The organism is Alistipes ihumii AP11 (genome assembly GCF_025144665.1).
Taxonomy (GTDB): Bacteria; Bacteroidota; Bacteroidia; order Bacteroidales; family Rikenellaceae; genus Alistipes_A; species Alistipes_A ihumii.
Genome location: NZ_CP102294.1, coordinates 16,199 through 35,653, shown reverse-complemented (window position 1 = coordinate 35,653; position 19,455 = coordinate 16,199). Strand labels below are relative to the sequence as shown.

The window sequence follows — 19,455 nt, the reverse complement described above, 5'->3', positions numbered from 1 at the left end:
CGGCGGGCTGCTGCTACCCGCCCGGGAAAAGACCGGGCGAAGCGGCGATATATGCCTCATCTCCGGCGCCTCTTCTCGTCCGGAGACGTCCCGGCGGATGTACGTATCTTTCCCTTCGTTTTGCGTTAACAAATTTAATCGAACGGATACGAACGGTCTGTGAAAATAATGATATAAAAAATATGTTTTTTGACACCGTCCTTTTCACGGACCGTCCGCCGCACCCGCCGGACGCGAACGACGAGCCGTCTGTCACTTGATCACCTTCACGCCTTTCGGAGCCTCGATCTTCGAGCGCACCGTACCGTCCGGACGCTTGTCATGACGGACCCGTATCACGCCGTAGGGGGTGGGAACCGTTCCCTCGACCCATTCCAGATCGCCCAAATGCGGCTCGACACGGACGACCTTGCAGCCCGGCTCGACGATCTGCACGCCGAGCACGTACTCGCTCAGGAAAGCGGTCGGACCCGATGCCCAACCGTGGGCCAGGCTGTGACGGTATCCCTTGTAACAATAGTCGCCGTAGGTGCGGTGAACGTCGATTTTGCCCGCAGGCGTCAGTTCGTCGATGCGCGCGGCGTTCTTCAGCCAGTCCACGTCGAAATCCTCCCAGAAGGTCGTGGCGCCCAGATCGAGCATGCCACCCCAATAGTCCTTCATGTTGCGGATCGCGCCGGCATAGTCGCCCGCCTTGGCCTGAGCCTGCAGCATGTAATATCCGTAGAACGTCGAGAAACCGTGCGGGCCGCCGACGCTCAGCACTTCCTCGTTCGCCTTCTCGGCCGGTACGATCCCGGCCAACGCAATCAGCGCGGCCGACTGTTTCGACGTACGGTAGTCGGGCGTCACTTTCTTCATCCGTCCGGCGGTCTCGAAACATTGCCCGGCCAGCTCCTTGTCGCCCAGCGCGGTCAGCATCTCGCCGCCGGCCTCGAGCGTCATCAGCATCAGCGCATGCAGACCGGCATCGATCGCGAGCGTATCCTCGCTCGTCGGCCAGTCCAGGAAACGGCCGCCCCCGTCGAGGTGCTCGCGCCCCTCGGCATCGACCTTGCTCATCAGAATCCTGAGCAACTGGCTCAGATAGGGCTGCTGCTCGCGCAAATAGTCCATGTCGCCGCGATACTTGTAATAGTCGCGGTGAATCAGCACCCACCACAGCGAATAGGAGCACATGCCGTTCATCCAGCCAGGCAGCGGCGTCTCGTCGCGGGCGAAGTCGAGCCCGCGCGACAAAGCCTCGTTGTCGCCGAAAACGGCCAGCGCCGTGCGCACTTCGGGATGCAAGTCGCCGAGCCATACGAGCCGGTCGCGCTTCGGAGCCTCGACCAGATACTCCTGCAGGTTCAGATGCAGCGTGTAGGCTCCGGTCATCCAGATGCTGTCCACGCGCGGATCGCTCGAGCGGAACGAGCCCAGGTAGGGAATGTCGCGATAGAGAAGGCTCGCACGTATCTCCTTGATAGGCAGCTCGACGTCATCTTCGAGCAGATCGATCCGCACGAAGCGGAAGCCGGAATTGCCCACTTCGCACACGCCGAGCCACGGAAGCTCGATCGTATAGTCGCGCATCGCATGATCGTTCGTCGCGCCGTTCTCGGGCGTAATGTTGCACATCGCCTCGCCGACCGACTCGCCCAGCCGCACGCGCACCTTGACCGGCTTGGTCGAGGCGCGGATGCAGGTAACGAACTGCAGGCCGCCGTGAATCTCGCGGCCGAAGTCGAGCAGAATCGACGGCCGCTTGCCCTCTTTGGCCGTAAAGACGACCTTGGGCGTAGCGGCCGTCGTAGCCTGGCCGTTGCCCTGCAACAACAGGTTCTGCGCGCCGTCGATCAGCTCGCCGTTTTGCGTCCACATCACGCGAACAGGCGACAGATAGGCCCGCGTCCGGGTATCGAACTGCGCCTTGTCGGCCACGTCTTTCGGGAAAACGGGGGGCAGGCTGCCCTTGCCCATCGGACCGGCGGCCGACAGCGTCGCGGCGCACATCAAACAAGAGAAGGCTAAAAGTTTTTTCATTTCGGTTCGGATTATCATTAGGTTTGTCAGTAATTATCCATATTCGTCCATGCCGGAGGCTCCTGCCGGGCCGCTTTTTCCGAACTCCGGCGACACTACCGACCGGAAATCGAGAAACGGCCGCCCGGCCGATCTTACAAATTAAGCGATCATTTATCAATATTGCAAGCCGGAGCGGCAAAACGGCCCGAAAAATCGCCCTGCCGATCCCCGCTCAAAGCGCTCCCGGCTTCGTATCCGGGCAGGCCGGCGCACCGAAACGGAAGCGACCGAACGGCGAAAACCTGCTACGACCCGCAGACAGCCGAAGCCCGGATCGGGTCGGGCGGAATACCCGAAGGCCGTGAAAGGCCGAGACACAGCGGCAACCGAACGGGATAGGGCTCGAAAAACTTTCCCGGCAACGGAACGACCGACAGGAAAGGCGAGGCTTCGTACACACAAAACACGTCAGCGAGGAGACCTACTTCCGAAGGGAAAAACCGGCCCGGAGAACGCGCCGTGTGCGGAATCCGGCACTCAAAACTCCAGTCGCAGCTGGCGGTACAGCTCGTGCTGCTCGGGCGGCAGGTCCTGCGCCGGATTCGACACCGAAAGGCCCAGCAGCCTGACCGGACGGCCCGGCACGCCGGACTCGCGCAGCAAGCGCTCCGCCAGCGGAAACAATCCGGATGAGGCCGACAGCTCTTCTCCGGGCGAAAGGCTCCGGGTTATCTGGCGGAAATCGGCGAACTTGACCTTGAGCGTCAGCGTATGGCCTCGGAACGCGGCGCGTTCGAGCCGACGGCGAAGCCGGGCCGAAAGCGCGTACAGCTCCTCGCTCATCTCGCCGAGCGTCACGCGGTCGCTCTCGAACGTCGACTCGCAGCCGACCGATTTGCGCACGCGCGTCGGGCAGACCGGACGCAGATCGATTCCCTGTGCGAACTGGTGATACAGGCGCCCCGCCTTGCCGAAACGCTCGACGAGAAAGTCGAGCGGCTGCGCCCGCAGATCGGCCCCGCTACGGATGCCCAGCTCGTGCATCCGGCGGGCCGTTACTCGCCCCACTCCCCAAAACGCCTCGATCGGCAAACGCGCGATAAAGGCCGCCGCGCGGTCGGGATGGATCGTGCACAGCCCGTCGGGCTTGCGATAGTCGGAAGCCACTTTCGCCAGAAACTTGTTGTACGACACGCCGGCCGAAGCGACAAGCCCCAGCTCGTCGCGGATGCGGCGCCGTATGGCCCGGGCCACGTCGACGGCCAGCGCCAAACCGACCTTGTTTTCGGTCACGTCCAGAAAAGCCTCGTCCAGCGCGAGCGGCTCGACCAGATCGGTGTACTCATGGAAAATGCGATGAATCTGTGCCGACACGCTCCGGTAAACCTCCATGCGCCCGGGCACGAAAATCAGGTCGGGACACAGCCGCACGGCCCGGACCGACGGCATAGCCGAACGGATACCGTACTGTCGCGCCTCGTAGCTGGCCGCGGCTACCACGCCCCGGCCCTCGGCACGGCCGACGACCAGCGGACGGCCCCGGTACTCGGGATGGTCGCGCTGCTCGACGGAGGCATAGAAAGCGTCCATGTCGATATGTATGATCTTGCGCTCGGGCACGGGTGAGAAGCGTGAGGCGGGAAAAGTCAGAAATCAATCTCCAGCAGCATCGGACAATGGTCCGAGTGCCGGACATCGGGCAGAATCCGCGCGTCGCGCAGCATCGGCCGGACGGCCTCGGAGGCCATCGCATAGTCGATCCGCCAACCTTTGTTGTTCGCCCGGGCATTCGCGCGGAAGCTCCACCACGTATACAAGTGCGGCTCCGGATGAAAGAACCGGAGCGTGTCGATGAATCCGCCGTCGATAAAGCGGCCGATCCACTCGCGCTCTTCGGGCAGAAACCCGCTGACGGTCGCATTGCGCACCGGATCGTGAATATCGATCGGCCGGTGACAGATATTGAAGTCGCCGCAAAGAATCAGTTTCGGGCGGGTCTCGAGCAGGCGCGACACGTAGTCAGAGAAATCGTCGAGCCAGCGCATCTTGAATGCCTGCCGCTCGTCGCCCGATGTGCCCGAAGGATGATAGACGCTGACCACCGACAGGTCGCCGTAGTCGGCTCTCAGAAAGCGGCCCTCGCTGTCGTAGCGCTCGATCCCCATGCCCGGCACGACGCGGTCGGGCTCGCAGAGGGTCAGAATCGCCACCCCGCTGTAACCTTTCTTGACGGCCGAAAAGTAGTGGCAGCGGTAACCCATGCGCTCGAAAGCTTCCGAAGGAATCTGCTCGGGCTGGGCTTTGGTTTCCTGCAGGCAAAGCACGTCGGGACGCTCGTCGGCGATCCAGTCGCAGAGCCCTTTGCCGATTGCGCTGCGAATCCCATTGACGTTGTACGTGACGATCTTCATCGAATTTCGGTGATAATAAACAAGCAATAAGCGGCGACGAACCGCCCGGCCGCTGCGGACGACTCCCGGCCGGCCGACGGCCGCTCCCGCGAATCCCCGAAGCCGCCTCGATCCCCGGACCGCAACGGACAAAAATAACAAATATTTCAAAGCGGCGATGCGGCAGGGCTCCCGAAACAACGGCAACGCGCACGATACGAATATCGGGGGAAGCAATACCTACAGCCCTGCCGCTATTCGCTCCCGCGCCATTTCCTACCGGTAAAACGAAAGGCCGGAGCGCAAGGAAAGCCACTCGAGAAAACCGCGGAACAACGAAATCCGAAGTATACGGCCTTATCCGGCTCCCCGGCATAGCCAACCGCGACCGGTCCACGAGGACACCCTACGAGAATTTCCGTCGATGAAGAATTGTCAGCCGCCTCCGATCGGTCGTTTCCTAACGCTCCCATGCCCGTTGCCGGGCCCGCTCGGCCTTGCGTAACGCCCTTTTCTGCTTTGCAACTGTCTTTCGCAGGGCTTTCCGCTGCTTTCGCAAGGCAACGTCCAGGTCCTTCCTGCGTTCCGCACACGCTTCGCGCATAGCCGCTTCACGCTCGATCCGGGCCTCGCGCAAAGCCATTTGCCGTTCTCGCATAGCTTTGTCCCGCTCGATTTGCGCCTCACGAAGTGCCGCCTCGCGCTCAAGCTGGGCCTCGCGCAAAGCCATTTGCCGTTCCCGCATGGCTTTGTCCCGCTCGATTTGCGCCTCACGAAGTGCCGCCTCGCGCTCAAGCTGGGCCTCGCGCAAAGCCATTTGTCGTTCCCGCATGGCTTTGTCCCGCTCGATTCGCGCCTCACGAAGTGCCGCCTCGCGCTCGGCCTGAGCCTTTTGCCAAACAGCCTGTTTTTTACGATAGGCACGGGCCCGTTGTTTCGATATTTTTTCCGAGCCGGCAGGAGAAGCCGAGCAGCCGCTTTCCGCGGCCGGACGAACCGTCTTTCCGAGAACGGAAATCCGCCCGCCCCCCATAAACATGCAAAGGACCAGCGTACATAGGATACTTTTCATAGCGTCGACTTTCAGATCGTTTCCAAAATACGCTTTTATTCCGGATTATGCAAAGACCCGCCGTTTTCTGTCCTCGGCTCATCGACCGGTCCCTCGCCTCCCGAGCGACGCCTGTCCGGCGACGGCAATCCGCCCTTTCCGGCCGGGACACGCCAATCCGCTTATTTTTCATGCGAGCGATTGGCAATCCGTACAAAAATCGTATCTTTGCGACCCTTTGCCTCCGGCCGGAACGGCACGGCAAATGCAAAATATCCGCACGCCTTATGAAACCGACCCGCAAGCAAATATGGACGATCGCCTACCCGATTCTCATCAGCCTGCTGATGGAGAACATGATCGGGCTGACCGACACAGCTTTTCTCGGTCGCGTGGGCGAAGTAGAGCTGGGAGCCTCGGCCCTCGGAAGCGTATATTATCTGGTGATTTTCATGCTCGGATTCGGTTTCGGAATCGGGGCTCAGATTCTGATTGCGCGGCGCAACGGCGAGAAAGCCTATGCTCTGATCGGGCCGCTGTTCCAGCAAGGACTGCTGTTCCTGCTGTCGCTGGCGGCCGTGATGTTCGTCATATCGCACACGTTCACTCCGATGGTGCTGCGCTCGCTGATCAGCTCCGACGAAGTGTACGAAGCCGCCGTCAGCTACACGAACTGGCGCGTGTTCGGATTCTTTTTCGCGTTCGTCGCGATTATGTTCCGGGCGTTCTTCGTCGGCATCACGAATACGAAAACACTGACGCTGAACTCGATCGTCATGGTACTGTCGAACGTCGTACTGAACTACGTGCTGGTTTTCGGCAAGCTGGGCCTGCCGGCCATGGGCATCGCCGGAGCGGCGATCGCCTCGTCGGCCTCGGAGATGATCTCGATGGTATTCTTCATCGTCTACACCCGCCTGAGGATCGATCATCGCAAATACGGGCTGTTCCGCTTCGCGGGATTCTCGCCCAAGCTGCTGCGGGGCATGCTGAACGTCTCGGTATGGACGATGATCCAGATGTTCGTCGCCATTTCGACATGGTTTTTCTTTTTCATCGCGGTCGAGCATCTGGGCGAGCGGCCGCTGGCCGTCACGAACATCATCCGCAGCGTGTCGGGCATCGTCTTCGTCATCGTCAGCTCGTTCGCTTCGACGGCCAGCACGCTCGTGAGCAACCAAATGGGAGCCGGACAGCCGGAGCTGGTCGCCGGCACGACGCGGCGGATCGTGGGCATGTGCTATCTGATCGTCATTCCGCTGCTGGCCCTGTTGGCAGCTTTCCCGGAGCTGATCCTGCGCATATACACCGACGAGCAGTCGCTGATCGACGGGTCGGTCGCCTCGCTGCGGGTCATGCTCTCATCCTACCTGATCAGCGTGCCGGCCTTCATCCGCTTCAACGTCGTCTCGGGAACCGGCAACACCCGCTCGGCCCTGATGCTGGAACTCGCGACGCTGAGCGTATACGCGATCTACACGGTATGGATCGTGCTCTACCGGCACTCGGACGTCGCGCTGTGCTGGACCACCGAACACGTTTACGCGCTGGTACTGCTGCTGCTGGCAAGCCTCTACCTGAAAAAGGCCCGTTGGCAAGACCGGAAAATATAAAACGATAAAACGCGGGGGAACGGCCCGAAAGCACTCCCCCGCGCAAAACGCAAAAAACTGTCTCATGGAAGAATTGACACTGACGACCCCGTCGATCCTGTTTTCGGCCATATCGCTGATCATGCTGGCCTACACAAACCGCTTTCTCGCCTATGCCTCGGTCATCCGCAATCTGAAAAAGGAACACGAGAGCAACCCCTCGCCGATCACGCAGCAGCAAATGGACAACCTGCGGCGCAGGCTGCACATGACCCGCTCGATGCAGATCTACGGCGTCAGCAGCCTGTTGCTGTGCGTAGTATGCACGCTGCTGATATACATCGGCTTGCAGAAAACGGCCGTCTATACGTTCGGCGCGGCGCTGGGTCTGCTGGTCGTCTCGCTATGGATATCGATCCGCGAGCTGCTGATCTCGGTCCGCGCGCTCGAAGTACATCTCGACCATGTGGAAGAGAAACGGCTCGAAGGACAGAACAGGCCCAAACGTTCCCGGAACAGAAGTCGCGCGAGAAAGCGCCCCGGCACGCAACAGGAAGCTCGGCCCGTCTCGCAGCGAGGCAACCGCAGCGAATCACCCGACGGGAGGAACCTCGATCAATAGCACGCGGGTATCGCTCAACGCCCGAAGCGAGAAGTCGGACATGCGGGTAACGCCCAGCCCGTCGCGGCGGCCGAGGGTCGTACCGGCGATTTCGACGTTGCCTTCCACGACGAATACGTAGACGCCGTAACTGCCGGCGCTGTGCAACACGTATTCGACACGCGTATTCTGCCGCAAATCGCCCAGCGACAGCCATGCGTCCTGATAGATCCACAGGCCGCGACCGTTTCCCGGGTAGGGAGAGACGATCTCCGACAGCTCGCCGGGACGCGCCAGATCGGAAATCACGGCATTCTCGTAGCGGGGCTTGACGCCCCGACGGTTCGGGAAAATCCATATTTGCAGAAACTCGACGGGCGCGCTGCGGCTCGGGTTGTACTCGCTGTGATAGATACCCGTCCCGGCACTCATTGCCTGAATTTCGCCCGCACGGATCACGTCCGCGTGCCCGAGGCTGTCCTTGTGCTCGAGCCGGCCGCTCAACGGAATCGAAACGACCTCCATCTCACGATGCGGATGCATGCCGAAACCCGCCCCCGGAACAACCGTATCGTCGTTGAGGACCCTCAGCGCACCGAAATTGAGGCGCGCCGGATCGTAATAGTCGGCGAAACTGAACGTATGGTGGGTCCTGAGCCAGCCGTGGTCGAAATAGCCGCGCGTGGCGGCCTTGTGCAAAAGCATGTCCATGAAACTATCCGTTAGGAATTACTGCCATGTTTACACATCAAATAGTCTGCCAGCTTCTCCCGGCGGACCGGGTATCTCCCGGCCGAAAGAAAAGCCATCCGGAACCCGGCAGGATACCGCTCGCGGCCGGGCGGAGAAAATCCTCAGTCTACCGCAAGGCAACGGAGCGGATGCCCTTGCGGAAAACGAAACGGAAACGGACCCAAATCATACGGAAGAATAGAAACAGAGCGGGAAAACGGAAGCGCTCCCAATCGCCGGGGAACAATCCGGAGAGCAGCAGGATATACCCGTTCATGACCGGACGCGCCGTACCCTACTGAAAGACAAGACAAAAACGGCTCCAAGCCTACGCGCAGAACGGCAGATGAGCAGCAAGGGAAAGCCCCCGTCTCAAACGGAACCGCGCGCCGCCGGCATCGCCTACTCGGATCGCCCGCCTCCGACATGACGGAACGGCCATCTCATCGGACATGCCGGCATAAGGCAGGCGCACCCTCCCCGGCCTCGGGCAAGCTCACTCCCCTCGCTCCAGATAAAGCTCGGTCAGTCGAGAGACAGGGTAACGGGATATTTCCGACGAAAGAACTTTCAGAAAGGACGACAATCCTGCCGGCCAGGTCGGCAGGTCGACCCGATAGAAACAGGCATGGATCACACGGTGCGACAGCACATGCCGGGGCATCGGGAGCATGCCCGAAACGCGGACATCCCCCGCCTCGTCGAACCACTCCCGCCACCGAGCCGTCCGCTGCAGTTCGCCGAAATCGACCGCCCGGGGCGTCTCGATCAACGGAAACTCGTACAGATTGCGCCAGATATCGCGGCCGGTCCGCTTCGCCAGCAGCGTCGAGCCGGCGCAACGAACGTGCAGATAATTGAAGTAACGGGGGACCGCCGCCTTTTTCTCCCGCTTCGGAGGACGGTCGGCCACCGTGCCGCGAGCCAGCGAAAGACAACGGTCGCGTAACGGACAACATTCGCAGTCGGGGTTCGCCGGCACGCACTGCAACGCGCCGAACTCCATGACCGCCTGATTGTGCAGGCCCGGACGCGACTCGTCGAGCAGCGAGCGGGCCCGTTCGGCATAATAACGCTTTCCGGCAGCCGTATCGGTCGGCACATCGGCGTCCGTCAGGCGCGACAATACGCGATAGACGTTCCCGTCGACCACGGCGCAGGGCTGGCCGTAGGCAATCGAGCAGACTGCCGAGGCCGTATAGTCGCCCACGCCGGGCAGCGAGCGCACGTCGTCGTAACCGGTCGGGAAAACGCCGTCGAAACGCTCCGCCACCCGGCGGGCGGCCGCATGCAGACTACGGGCCCGGCTGTAATAGCCCAGCCCCTGCCACAGCTTCAGCACTTCGTCCTCGGTCGCGGCGGCCAGCGAACGCACGTCGGGAAAACGCGAAGCGAACCGGCGGAAATAGTCGAGGCCCTGCGCCACGCGGGTCTGCTGCAGGATCACCTCCGACAGCCAGATCAGGTACGGATCGGACGTCTCGCGCCAAGGCAGCGGACGGAAATGCCGGCCGTACCATTCGATCAGAACGGCGCTTATGTCGCTGGTCTGTTTCATCGGACGCATATACGCTCAGACTGTCAGATCGACGACCGATGCGTCCGTCGTACCGATCAGGTCGTCGGGCGCAATACGAATCTGCAATCCGCGCACGCCGGCGCTGACGTAGATCGAATCGTAAAGCCGGCAGGTCGAATGGATATAGGTCGGAAAGGACTTTTTCATCCCGATCGGCGAGCAGCCGCCCCGGATATAGCCGGTCGTCGGCAGCAGTTCTTTCATGTGCAGCATCTCGACGCTCTTGTTGCCCGATGCGCGGGCCGCCGCCTTCAGATCGACCTCCGCGTCGCCCGGCACGACGCAGATCAGAACGCCCGTCCGGTCGCCGCGCAGCACGAGCGTCTTGAACACGCGCTCAATCGGCTCGCCGAGCTGCTCGGCCACATGGACGGCTGCCAGATCGTCCTCGTCCACCCTGTAGGGGATCAGCTCGTAATGAATTTTCGCGCGGTCCAGCAAACGGGCCGCATTCGTCTTGCTCACTTTCTCTCCCATGCGTCGAAGCCCTCCTTTCTTCGGCGAAGATAGCGCATTGCTTCGGGAAAGAAAAACGGCAGCGGCATTCCGGTACTAAAGTTGCATGTCGTCCGATGCATAAAACCTTTTAAATCTTCGTTATGGACAATTGGAAAATCACTTTCGGGGGACAACCGGTAACGCTCGTAGGCACGCATCTGCTGCCGGGAGACCGCGCGCCCCGTTTCGAGGTACTGGACGGGAATCTGCAACCGGTGGCCTCGACGCAATTCAAGGACAAAACAATGATCATAAGCGTATTTCCGTCCGTGGACACATCCGTCTGCGCGTTGCAGAACATCCGCTTCAACCGCGAAGCCTCCCGGCTCGACAAAGACGTCGTCATCCTGTCGCTGTCGGTCGATCTGCCGTTCGCTCAAAAACGCTTCTGCGCGGCCGAGCACATCGACAACGTCCGCGTCTACTCGGACTACCGCGACCTGGATTTCGGCATGAAATACGGATTCGTCATCAAGGAGCTGCGGCTGCTGGGTCGCGGCGTCGTCGTCGTGGACCGCAAAGGAATCGTCCGATACATCGAATACGTGTCCGAAATCAAGAACGAGCCCGACTACGATGCGGCGCTGAAAGCCGTCAGGGAACTGAAATAGAAACGCGGGAGTCGGGGTCGGTCCCCGCTGAGCAGACACAAAGCTACCGCGCGTCCTGCCGGGGCTTGACGATCACGAAAGAAGGCAAGGCATCGAGCAGCGGACGAGCGTACCGAATCAGGTGGTTCCATGCGTCGTAGCTCACGACGACCAACTGCTTGCCCTCGATGCAGCGCTCGAGCGGAGTGCCCGGCCCGCACAGGGTCAGACGCCCGGACGGCGTCATTTCCGAAGCCAAATCCAGCTCCGGATCGACCGACATCAGCTCGACCTCGATCCGCTCGGCCGCAGTCCGGATATACTGCAACAGCATCCGGTCGTCCGGGCCGCCCAGCATCACGCCGACACGGGTCACCGTCCCGATGCCGCGATTGACGAACACTCCCAGCGTGCAGGGAATGCTCTGAAACAGAATACGGCTCTTATCGGGCGAAAGCCCCTCGGGGAAGAGCCAGTTGCGCCGGCGCAACAGTCCGCCGACACGGTACTCGGCCCCGGCAAGCGGCGTGCGGCGCACCGGTCCGAGATAGTTGCGGATGAAGCTGGGCCCCGCTCCCGTCAGTACGAAATCGTAATGCTCGCGCATGGCCAGCGAGCGCAGATCCTCCACATAACGGTCCGTCACCCGGTAGCGCGTATCGATCCGGAGTCCGAGTCGGTCGGCCTCGGCACGCAGCGGGGCAAAGCTGCCTTTGGAATAGTCGTAGGCGTTCAACGGACTCGTATCGGTCCCGATCGTATAGTGCACGGCCGTCACCTTGGCGCCGCCGATCATGCGGCCGTAAAGCAGATTGACCAATTTCAGGAACACCGGGCCGCTCTCGGGATTGGCGAACGAGATCAGAATACGCGGATAGCGGTGGATCGCCGGCCGCTTCGCGCGCGACTCGCGGGCGAACAGCTTCTCGATCAGCGACAGCAGCGGCGTGGCCATGAAGGTCGTGAACAGCGCCATAATCACGAATATGACGAACAGCGAGCCGGGAATGATCCCCATCTCGTAACCGATGTTGAGCACGATGAGCTCCATCAGTCCGCGCGTGTTCATCAGCACGCCGATCGACAGGCTGTCCTTCCACGACTCGCCGACGGCCCGCGCCGACAGCGTAGCGCCGAGCAATTTGCCTGCGATCGACATCACGATGAACAGCGCGCAGACGCCCCACAGATGGGGGGTATTGAGCAAGCCTATTTCGGTCCTCAGGCCGGTGAAAACGAAAAACAGCGGCAGGAACAGCACGACGGCCACATCCTCGACTTTCTCGGTCATCACGCGCCGGAAACTCAGGTTGTCGGGCATGATCACTCCTGCCAGAAAAGCGCCGAACAACGCATGGATGCCGAGTACCTCGGTAATGTAAGACGAAAGGATCAGCACGAGGAAAATGAAAGCCACGAGCGTCTTGCCCACCGTCTCGCGCTTGTTATACAGTTCGCCGATCTTACGCAGGAACGGGCGCGCGAGGCAGAACATGAACAGGATGTAAACGGCCGTCAGGGCAATCGTATAGAGCGCGCCGACCGCGTCTCCCGCCTTGGCTACGGCGATCACGGCCGCGAGCAGACACCACGCCGTCACGTCGTTGTTCGCAGCGCTGGCGATTGCGAGCATTCCCATCGGCGTTTTGCCCAGGTTGCGCTCCTGCACGATCCGGGCCAGTACGGGAAAAGCCGTGATGCTGACCGATATGCCGATGAACAGCGCGAAAGAGAGGAAAGGAGCGTGATGCGCCCCGAACTCGGGATAGACCCAATATGCGAGCACCAGCCCGAGAAAAAACGGCACGATAATGCTCGCGTGGCTGATGACGAGCGTCTCGCTCGCCTTACGGCGCACGACGCCCAGATCGAGCTCCATACCGATCACGAACATGAACAGCACCAGGCCGATCTGGCTGATCACGTTCAGCGGCACGAGCGACGACGGCTCGAACAGGAACTCGAACGCGCCGGGAAAGAAATGGCCCAGCACGGAAGGCCCCAGCACGATTCCGGCCACGATCTCGCCGATCACGCCGGGCTGACCGAGATACTTGAACAGATAGGAAAAGATCCTGACGGCAACCAAAATCGCTATGATCTGCAACAGCAGCAGCGGCACCGGGTGCGTCAGGTTCGACGCCAAAGTCTCGCGCAACAGATCGACCGACGAGTCCGCATGCCGCACGGCAACCACGTCGGACGTATCGTAGGCTTCTCCCATCCGGACGACCCACCACATCAGCAGCCCGAACACGGCGAGCATCGTCCCGTATATCATATAGTTGCGCTTGGAGCCGTTCATCTTTTCAGCAGGATCGGATAGATAACGCAAAGATAAAATTTTTCAGGAAAAACGGAAAGGGCCGTTCTCACCGGCAACCCTTCGGGGAAGTCGGAAAAGTCCCTTTTTTCTCGGTCGCATCCCCTCGCGAAAGCGACGCGAATCGCAGAGAAACCGCCGGAAACTACCGCCGGGATGCCTCGGCGTCCATCTGAGCCTTGGATTTGCTCCGGGTCACGGCATAAACCCCGGCAAAAACCAGCACGACGGCCGCCGCCTTGATCGTCGTGAAACGGTCCATACCCGCGAGAACGGCGACCAGCGAGGCAACCAGCGGCTGCAGGTAATTGTACATGCAGCCGACCGTCGGGCGCAGGTTCTTCTGTCCGACAGGCAACAGCAGATAGGTCAGAAACGTCGCCCCGAGCACGATAAAACCTACCTCGGCGAAATTCCGCCACCCGAACGCCTGCCAACGAGTCGAAACGAAATCCTCCGCCCCGAAAGGCAACCAGCAAAGCGTTGCGAAAAGGAACATCCACTTCATCAGCGTAACCGGCCCGTAACGACCGATCAAACCTTTGAAGACGACGAAATAAGTAGCGTACGACAACTGCGCGAACATGCACAGCAGATCGCCGCCGATCGAGCCGCTGCCGGAGGAGGCCGCCGCCGGGGAAGAGAGGATCAGCATCAGCGCCCCGACCGCCCCGATAGCCACACCGGCTATCTTCATGCCGGTAATCGGCTCGCGCAAATAGAGCGCCGCGATAATCATGGCGAAAATCGGCGCCGTCGTCGTAACGACCGACGCGTCGATCGGCGAGGTCATCGACACCCCCAGAATGAACGAACCCTGATTGAGCACGATGCCGAGCAGGGCCGCGAAAAAGAGCGAAAGCCGGTCGCGCAACGCGACCGGCTCGCGGCGCACGAACAACGAAGCGGTCCAAAATGCCGCCGCTGCGCCCGCCGTACGGGTCATCATCAGTCCCGCAGGACTGATAAGCCCCGAATCGAGCAATGCCTTGGAGACGGGGGAAAGCAAGCCGAAAATCACGCCCACCCCCAACATGGCCGCATGGCCTCGGATATTACGGTCTTCCATCGCCTGTCCGAATTTGACACGCAAAGGTATTCAAAATCCGGATTCGATGCGCTCCGCTCGCCCCGTTTTACCGCTCGACGGACGAAACCAGCTTCAGCGTATAGTTGAGTTTCGACTCGGCCCGCTTCATATCCGCGCCCAGCATGATCAGGCTGTCGGGATAGCTCAGAAAATTGATCTGCTCGAGCGTCGTATCGCCGATATTGAGCTGGTAAACAGTCGCGTCAGGATCGTCGTCCGTACCGCGCAGCGTACCCCATCGGCCGCTCGAAAAGAACGTGGTGTCCCGTCCGTTTTCGGCCTCGAGATAGGTCATGGCCAAACGGTAGGTCCCGTCGCCGCTGTGCTCGCGGTTCTCAAGCGTCAGTTCATAGCGAATGCCGGGCCCGTCGGCAGCGGGCAGAAGACCTTCGTAGGTCCGCAGCATTTCCGGACCGAGAGCTGCCGTATCGGTAGCCTGAGCCGAAGCGGCGGCAGCCGGTTTCGAAGAATCGGGCGCGGCGGTACTGCGATCCGTCCGATGGCCGCACGAAGCGGCAAGCAGTGCCAGCAGACTGGCGGTAACCAATTGTTTTTTCATCGCTTTTGTTTTTTATTGATCAATCGCCGGGCGTTCGCACGTCGTCCGGCAGAAAAAGCAGTCCGTCGCCCGCCGAGGCTCTCCGTCTCCGGCACGCCGATCGCCGGCAGGCTTTACGATCGGCACCTCTGCAAAAAACCTTCCAAACGACCGCCGCCGAATTCTTAAGCGCGGAAAGACAACCGATTGCGGCAACTCGCGGCACATAGCCGCCCGATTTCTGCATTGTCCTCCCGCAAAAGAGGCCCCATTCCCCCGAGGAGCTGCATCTCATATCGTACCGCCCGCACGAACCGACATCGTCGAAAAAACGGCCGTCCCGAACTGTCATAACTGTCAAACGGAAAGTCCCTTACGAAGCAGAATGCGCAGATGAGCGGGAGTAATATCCTGACTGATATGTCCCTTACGAGCGATCGAGATCGATCCGCGCTCCTCCGATACGACGATCACCAGCGCATCGGTCGCCTCCGAAGCGCCGAGAGCTGCGCGGTGCCGCATGCCGAACTCCATCGGGACCTCGCGCTCGGTCGACGGCAGCACGCACTTGGCTGCAGCGATCCGTCCGTTGGCAATGACGATCGCTCCGTCGTGCAGCGGAGAATTCTTGAAAAAGATGTTCTTGATCAGCGGCCCCGAAATCAGCGCGTCGATCTTCTCGCCCTTTTCGATGATCGGAAGCAGATTGACGGCACGCGCGATAACGATCAGCGCACCGGTTTTCGTACGGGCCATATCGGCGCTGGCCTCGACGACCGTTTCGATCCACTCCTGCCCCACGACGTTCACGCCCCGGCCCCGGGGACGGAATATCCGGCTCATGAACGAGTGCCGGCGATTGGTGTACTGCGTGCCGAGCAACAACAAAAAACGCCGAATCTCCTGCTGGAAAACGATGATCAGCGCAATGACCCCGACTCCGATCACCTGACCGAGTATCATGCTCAGCAGTTCCATCTTGAGAGCCCGCACAACGATCCACAACAGATAGACGATCAGAATGCCCGCCACGATGCGCAGCGCGTTGGTGCCGCGCGTCAGCCGGTAAATCTGAAACATCAGCAACGCAACGACAAAAATGTCGATCACGTCGATCAGCGTCATATTTAAAAATCCGAAGCCCATATCGGAAGCAAAGATAATAAAAAGAACAAAACGGCCGCTGCAAAAACAGCGGCCGTTTCGTTCGTTTCCCTCACGCGTAAAGCTAAGCCTGCTTCCGGTCCCTGCGGATCAGGTCGTAAGCGATCGGAGTAGCCGTGAATACCGTCGAGTAGGTACTGATCAGCACGCCGAACAGCAGCGCGAACACGAAACCGCGGATCACCTCGCCGCCGAACAGGAAGATCGCCAGCAGTACGACCAACGTCGTGCCCGAGGTGTTGATCGTACGGGACAAGGTGGAGTTGATCGCGTTGTTGATATTCTCCCGGATATTGCGTTTCGGATAGAGCGTCTGGTACTCGCGGATACGGTCGAAGATCACGACCTTGTCGTTGATCGAGTAGCCTATGATCGTCAGAATGGCCGCGATGAACGACTGATCGACCTCGAGATTGAAAGGCAGAATACCGTGCAGCAGCGAGAACAGTCCGATCGTGAACAGCGCGTCGAGAGCCAGCGAGATCACACTGCCGACGCCCCATTGCCAGCGCTTGAAGCGGATAATGATGTAAAGCGCGATGGCCAGCAGGCTGAACAGCACGGCGATCACCGAATTGACCTTAATGTCGTGGGCCACGCTCGGACCTACCTTGTCGGAACTGATGATGCCCACCGGATTGGTCGCCGTCGTTACGAACTCGTCCTCGGTCAGCGACTCGTCGTTCAGCGGAGCCAAAGCCTTGTAAAGCATCTTGTCGATCTCGGCCGTCACGTTGTCGCCCGCGTCGTCGTACTTGTACTGAGTAACGATGCGCATCTGGTTCTCGGGCCCGAACTGCTTCACCTCATAACTGCTGTTGGCATCGGCGCCGTCGAAAACGGTGCTCAGCGCGTCGCGCACCTCGTTGGCGGTCACGTTATGGTCGAAACGCACGACATAAGCCCGGCCTCCCGAGAAGTCGACGCCGTAGTTCATACCGCGCACGGCGAGCGAGACGAGCGTAACGAGCAGGAACGCGCCCGAAATGATATAGGTGATTTTCCGCTTGCCGATGAAGTCGAATTTCGTATGAGCCAAGAAATTCTCGGTCAGGCGGTTCGAGAACGTGATCTTCTTTTCGCGGGAAAGCATGCCGACGAAAATCAGGCGCGTGATCAGGATGGCCGTGAACAGCGACGTGATGATACCGATGATCAGCGTCGTAGCGAAACCCTGAACGGGACCCGTACCGAAGACGAACAGCACGATACCGGTGATCAGCGTCGTGACGTTACCGTCGATGATGGCCGACATGGCGTTCTTGTATCCTTCGGCCACCGAGACGCTCAGCGTCTTGCCCATACGCAACTCCTCCTTGACTCGCTCGTAAATGATCACGTTGGCGTCGACGGCCATACCCATCGTCAGCACGATACCGGCGATACCGGGCAGCGTCAGCACGGCTCCGAACGAGACGAGCACGCCGAACAGGAAGAACAGGTTGCATATCAGTGCGATGCTGGCCACCATGCCGGCCTTGTTGTAGAAGAAGATCATATAAAGAAGCACGAGCACGAATGCCAGAATGAACGACAACATACCCGAATTGATCGACTCCTGTCCGAGCGAAGGACCGACGACCGTATCCTGCGTGATGCGCGCCGGAGCGGGCAGCTTGCCCGACTCGAGCACATTGGCCAAGTCGCGGGCCTCGGTAATGGTGAAGTGACCCGAAATCTCCGACTGACCTCCCGTAATCTCCTGATTGACCACGGGAGCCGAATAGACGTAGCCGTCGAGCACGATGGCGATGCACTGACCGATGTTATCGGCCGTCATACGGGCCCATGTGCGGGCTCCCGACGCATTCATCGTCATCGAAACCACGGCGCTCGATCCGTGCTGCGCATATCCTTCGTGAGCGCTCACGACCGCGCCGCCGTCGAGCGGAGCCTTGCCGTCGCGCGTATTGGCCTTGATGGCGTAAAGCTGGAAGACCGTCTCCTGCACATCGACGGGCTTGATGCCCCACATCAACTTCAGATCGCGGGGCAGCAACGCCTTAACCTGCGGCAGATTCAGATAGCGGTTGACCGTCGCCGTATCGAACGACAGCGCCTGACCGATAACCGGCCCGTCGCCCACCCGTCCTTGCTGATCGGCGACCGGCGTCAGCTTCGAGAAAAGCGGATACTGGGCAGCCAGAGCGGCATCGTCCTCGGCCTCGGCCGGATGTCCCAGACTGTCGAGAGCCGACAGCAGCGACGTACTGTCGGAGACGGCCTGACGCGAAGCAAGCGAGTCTACGGCAGCCACCTCGCGCGCGGTCGTATCGCCGCCCGCGATCTGACCGGCGTCCTGCAGGTCCTTGATCACCTGATTGGCCTCCATCAGCAGGGGGTAGATCTCCGTATTATTATAGGTAGCCCAGAACTCGAGGCTCGCCGTACCCTGAAGCAGTTTGCGCACGCGCTCGGGCTCCTTCACGCCCGGCAGCTCGACCAGAATGCGGCCCGAGTTCTCCAAACGCTGAATATTGGGCTGCGTAACGCCGAAACGGTCGATACGGTTGCGGAGCACGTTGAACGAGTTCTCGATCGCGCCGTCGGCCGACTTGCGGAGCACTTTGATCACATCGGCATTCGAACTGTTCGGAGTGATCTGCTCGCGCAACTCGGGCGTATTGAAGACATAGCTGAGCCGTCCTCCGTTCGAGATCCGCTCGTATGCCTCGGCGAAAAGCGTGATATAGTCGCTCGTACTGTTTTTCTGAGCCTCGGTGGCCTCCTTGAGCGCCTGATTGAAAGCGGGGTCTTTGCTGTCGTTCGAAAGAGCCCGGACGACGTCCTCGACCGAAATTTCGAGCATCACGTTCATACCGCCGCGCAAGTCGAGGCCCAGGTTGATCTCCTTCTCCTTGCACTCCTTGTAGTTGAACTTGACGAAACCGAGGTTGTAGACCGTCTGGGACTTGATCGAGTCGAGGTAATTCTGCTCTTTCACGGCATCCCCGGCTGCATATTCGGCCGCTTTCTTCTCGACATGCCGCGTAACGAACGTAAACGACAGCTGATACGCGCAAGCGATCGCGAGAGCGATGGCCAAAAATTTCAGTGCACCTTTATTCTGCATGTTGTTTTTAGTTATTATTTTTGTTTCGATTGTCGGCTATCTTACTGCAATATCCGCATTTGGTCTGCAAACCTACGCATTTTTTTTACCAAATACAACAGAAAGGCATCCCGACGTATTAATTTTATCCCGCACGTTCGGAATCGTGGACCGATGCGGTTATCTTTGCAGACGCAAGTCCGTGCAGCGGTCCTTCAAATCAGACTATATAATTGCAAATCAGCAAC

At 60.1% G+C, this 19,455-nt stretch carries 14 protein-coding genes and 1 pseudogene; 3 read left to right on the top strand and 12 right to left on the bottom strand.

From position 1 onward, the window contains the following. Positions 1–252: 252 nt before the first annotated feature. From NQ491_RS00145 to NQ491_RS00130, 4 genes are all read right to left on the bottom strand, one after another. Positions 253–2,025, bottom strand: a complete 1,773-nt coding sequence (locus NQ491_RS00145) for an alpha-L-rhamnosidase-related protein (RefSeq protein WP_026089573.1) — start codon at positions 2,023–2,025, stop codon at positions 253–255. A gap of 519 nt (positions 2,026–2,544) precedes the next feature. Continuing rightward, positions 2,545–3,627, bottom strand: coding sequence for a DNA polymerase IV (gene dinB / locus NQ491_RS00140; RefSeq protein WP_019245402.1), 1,083 nt, complete (start codon positions 3,625–3,627; stop codon positions 2,545–2,547). A 26-nt stretch (positions 3,628–3,653) separates the two neighbouring features. Beyond that, a complete protein-coding gene (locus NQ491_RS00135) occupies positions 3,654–4,418 on the bottom strand; it encodes an exodeoxyribonuclease III (protein ID WP_019245403.1) in 765 nt (254 codons plus the stop codon). 439 nt (positions 4,419–4,857) lie between these two features. Further along, entirely contained in the window at positions 4,858–5,469 is a 612-nt protein-coding gene (locus NQ491_RS00130; RefSeq protein WP_019245405.1) for a hypothetical protein, read from the bottom strand. 266 nt (positions 5,470–5,735) lie between these two features. Between NQ491_RS00130 and NQ491_RS00125 the strand changes: the two genes are divergently transcribed. Then, a complete protein-coding gene (locus NQ491_RS00125; protein WP_019245406.1) occupies positions 5,736–7,061 on the top strand; it encodes an MATE family efflux transporter in 1,326 nt (441 codons plus the stop codon). A gap of 64 nt (positions 7,062–7,125) precedes the next feature. Next, positions 7,126–7,515, top strand: a pseudogene (locus tag NQ491_RS00120) (DUF2721 domain-containing protein); the annotation flags it as partial. 117 nt (positions 7,516–7,632) lie between these two features. Here NQ491_RS00120 and NQ491_RS00115 read toward each other — a convergent pair. From NQ491_RS00115 to ybaK, 3 genes are all read right to left on the bottom strand, one after another. Beyond that, positions 7,633–8,352, bottom strand: a complete 720-nt coding sequence (locus NQ491_RS00115; RefSeq protein ID WP_019245408.1) for a pirin family protein — start codon at positions 8,350–8,352, stop codon at positions 7,633–7,635. 517 nt (positions 8,353–8,869) lie between these two features. Then, a complete protein-coding gene (mutY, locus tag NQ491_RS00110) occupies positions 8,870–9,940 on the bottom strand; it encodes an A/G-specific adenine glycosylase (RefSeq protein ID WP_019245410.1) in 1,071 nt (356 codons plus the stop codon). A 6-nt stretch (positions 9,941–9,946) separates the two neighbouring features. Next, positions 9,947–10,429, bottom strand: a complete 483-nt coding sequence (gene ybaK / locus NQ491_RS00105) for a Cys-tRNA(Pro) deacylase (protein ID WP_019245411.1) — start codon at positions 10,427–10,429, stop codon at positions 9,947–9,949. A gap of 122 nt (positions 10,430–10,551) precedes the next feature. Between ybaK and tpx the strand changes: the two genes are divergently transcribed. Continuing rightward, the gene (tpx, locus tag NQ491_RS00100; protein ID WP_019245412.1) at positions 10,552–11,061 is read left to right on the top strand and encodes a thiol peroxidase; all 510 of its coding nucleotides are present in this window, start codon (positions 10,552–10,554) and stop codon (positions 11,059–11,061) included. Between the two features lie 43 nt (positions 11,062–11,104). Here tpx and NQ491_RS00095 read toward each other — a convergent pair whose 3' ends face one another. The 5 genes from NQ491_RS00095 to secDF form a co-directional block, all read right to left on the bottom strand. Beyond that, entirely contained in the window at positions 11,105–13,345 is a 2,241-nt protein-coding gene (locus NQ491_RS00095) for a cation:proton antiporter (RefSeq protein ID WP_019245413.1), read from the bottom strand. A 163-nt stretch (positions 13,346–13,508) separates the two neighbouring features. Further along, positions 13,509–14,432 carry a DMT family transporter gene (locus NQ491_RS00090; protein ID WP_026089574.1) on the bottom strand — a complete coding sequence of 308 codons (924 nt, stop codon included), beginning with the start codon at positions 14,430–14,432 and terminating at the stop codon, positions 13,509–13,511. Between the two features lie 67 nt (positions 14,433–14,499). Further along, complete coding sequence (locus NQ491_RS00085; protein WP_019245415.1) at positions 14,500–15,012, bottom strand: copper resistance protein NlpE; 513 nt, start codon at positions 15,010–15,012, stop codon at positions 14,500–14,502. A gap of 336 nt (positions 15,013–15,348) precedes the next feature. Next, positions 15,349–16,116 (bottom strand): diadenylate cyclase CdaA, encoded by a 768-nt coding sequence (gene cdaA / locus NQ491_RS00080; RefSeq protein ID WP_232423189.1) that lies wholly within the window; start codon positions 16,114–16,116, stop codon positions 15,349–15,351. 103 nt (positions 16,117–16,219) lie between these two features. Beyond that, positions 16,220–19,228, bottom strand: coding sequence for a protein translocase subunit SecDF (gene secDF, locus NQ491_RS00075; RefSeq protein WP_019245417.1), 3,009 nt, complete (start codon positions 19,226–19,228; stop codon positions 16,220–16,222). Positions 19,229–19,455 lie beyond the last annotated feature (227 nt).

Bases quoted from the DNA above. Each gene is read 5' to 3' on its own strand.
- NQ491_RS00145 (WP_026089573.1), bottom strand. From the start codon at position 2,025: ATGAAAAAACTTTTAGCCTTCTCTTGTTTGATGTGCGCCGCGACGCTG.
- NQ491_RS00135 (WP_019245403.1), bottom strand. From the start codon at position 4,418: ATGAAGATCGTCACGTACAACGTCAATGGGATTCGCAGCGCAATCGGC.
- NQ491_RS00130 (WP_019245405.1), bottom strand. From the start codon at position 5,469: ATGAAAAGTATCCTATGTACGCTGGTCCTTTGCATGTTTATGGGGGGC.
- NQ491_RS00125 (WP_019245406.1), top strand. From the start codon at position 5,736: ATGAAACCGACCCGCAAGCAAATATGGACGATCGCCTACCCGATTCTC.
- NQ491_RS00115 (WP_019245408.1), bottom strand. From the start codon at position 8,352: ATGGACATGCTTTTGCACAAGGCCGCCACGCGCGGCTATTTCGACCAC.
- mutY (WP_019245410.1), bottom strand. From the start codon at position 9,940: ATGCGTCCGATGAAACAGACCAGCGACATAAGCGCCGTTCTGATCGAA.
- ybaK (WP_019245411.1), bottom strand. From the start codon at position 10,429: ATGGGAGAGAAAGTGAGCAAGACGAATGCGGCCCGTTTGCTGGACCGC.
- tpx (WP_019245412.1), top strand. From the start codon at position 10,552: ATGGACAATTGGAAAATCACTTTCGGGGGACAACCGGTAACGCTCGTA.
- NQ491_RS00095 (WP_019245413.1), bottom strand. From the start codon at position 13,345: ATGAACGGCTCCAAGCGCAACTATATGATATACGGGACGATGCTCGCC.
- NQ491_RS00090 (WP_026089574.1), bottom strand. From the start codon at position 14,432: ATGGAAGACCGTAATATCCGAGGCCATGCGGCCATGTTGGGGGTGGGC.
- NQ491_RS00085 (WP_019245415.1), bottom strand. From the start codon at position 15,012: ATGAAAAAACAATTGGTTACCGCCAGTCTGCTGGCACTGCTTGCCGCT.
- cdaA (WP_232423189.1), bottom strand. From the start codon at position 16,116: ATGACGCTGATCGACGTGATCGACATTTTTGTCGTTGCGTTGCTGATG.
- secDF (WP_019245417.1), bottom strand. From the start codon at position 19,228: ATGCAGAATAAAGGTGCACTGAAATTTTTGGCCATCGCTCTCGCGATC.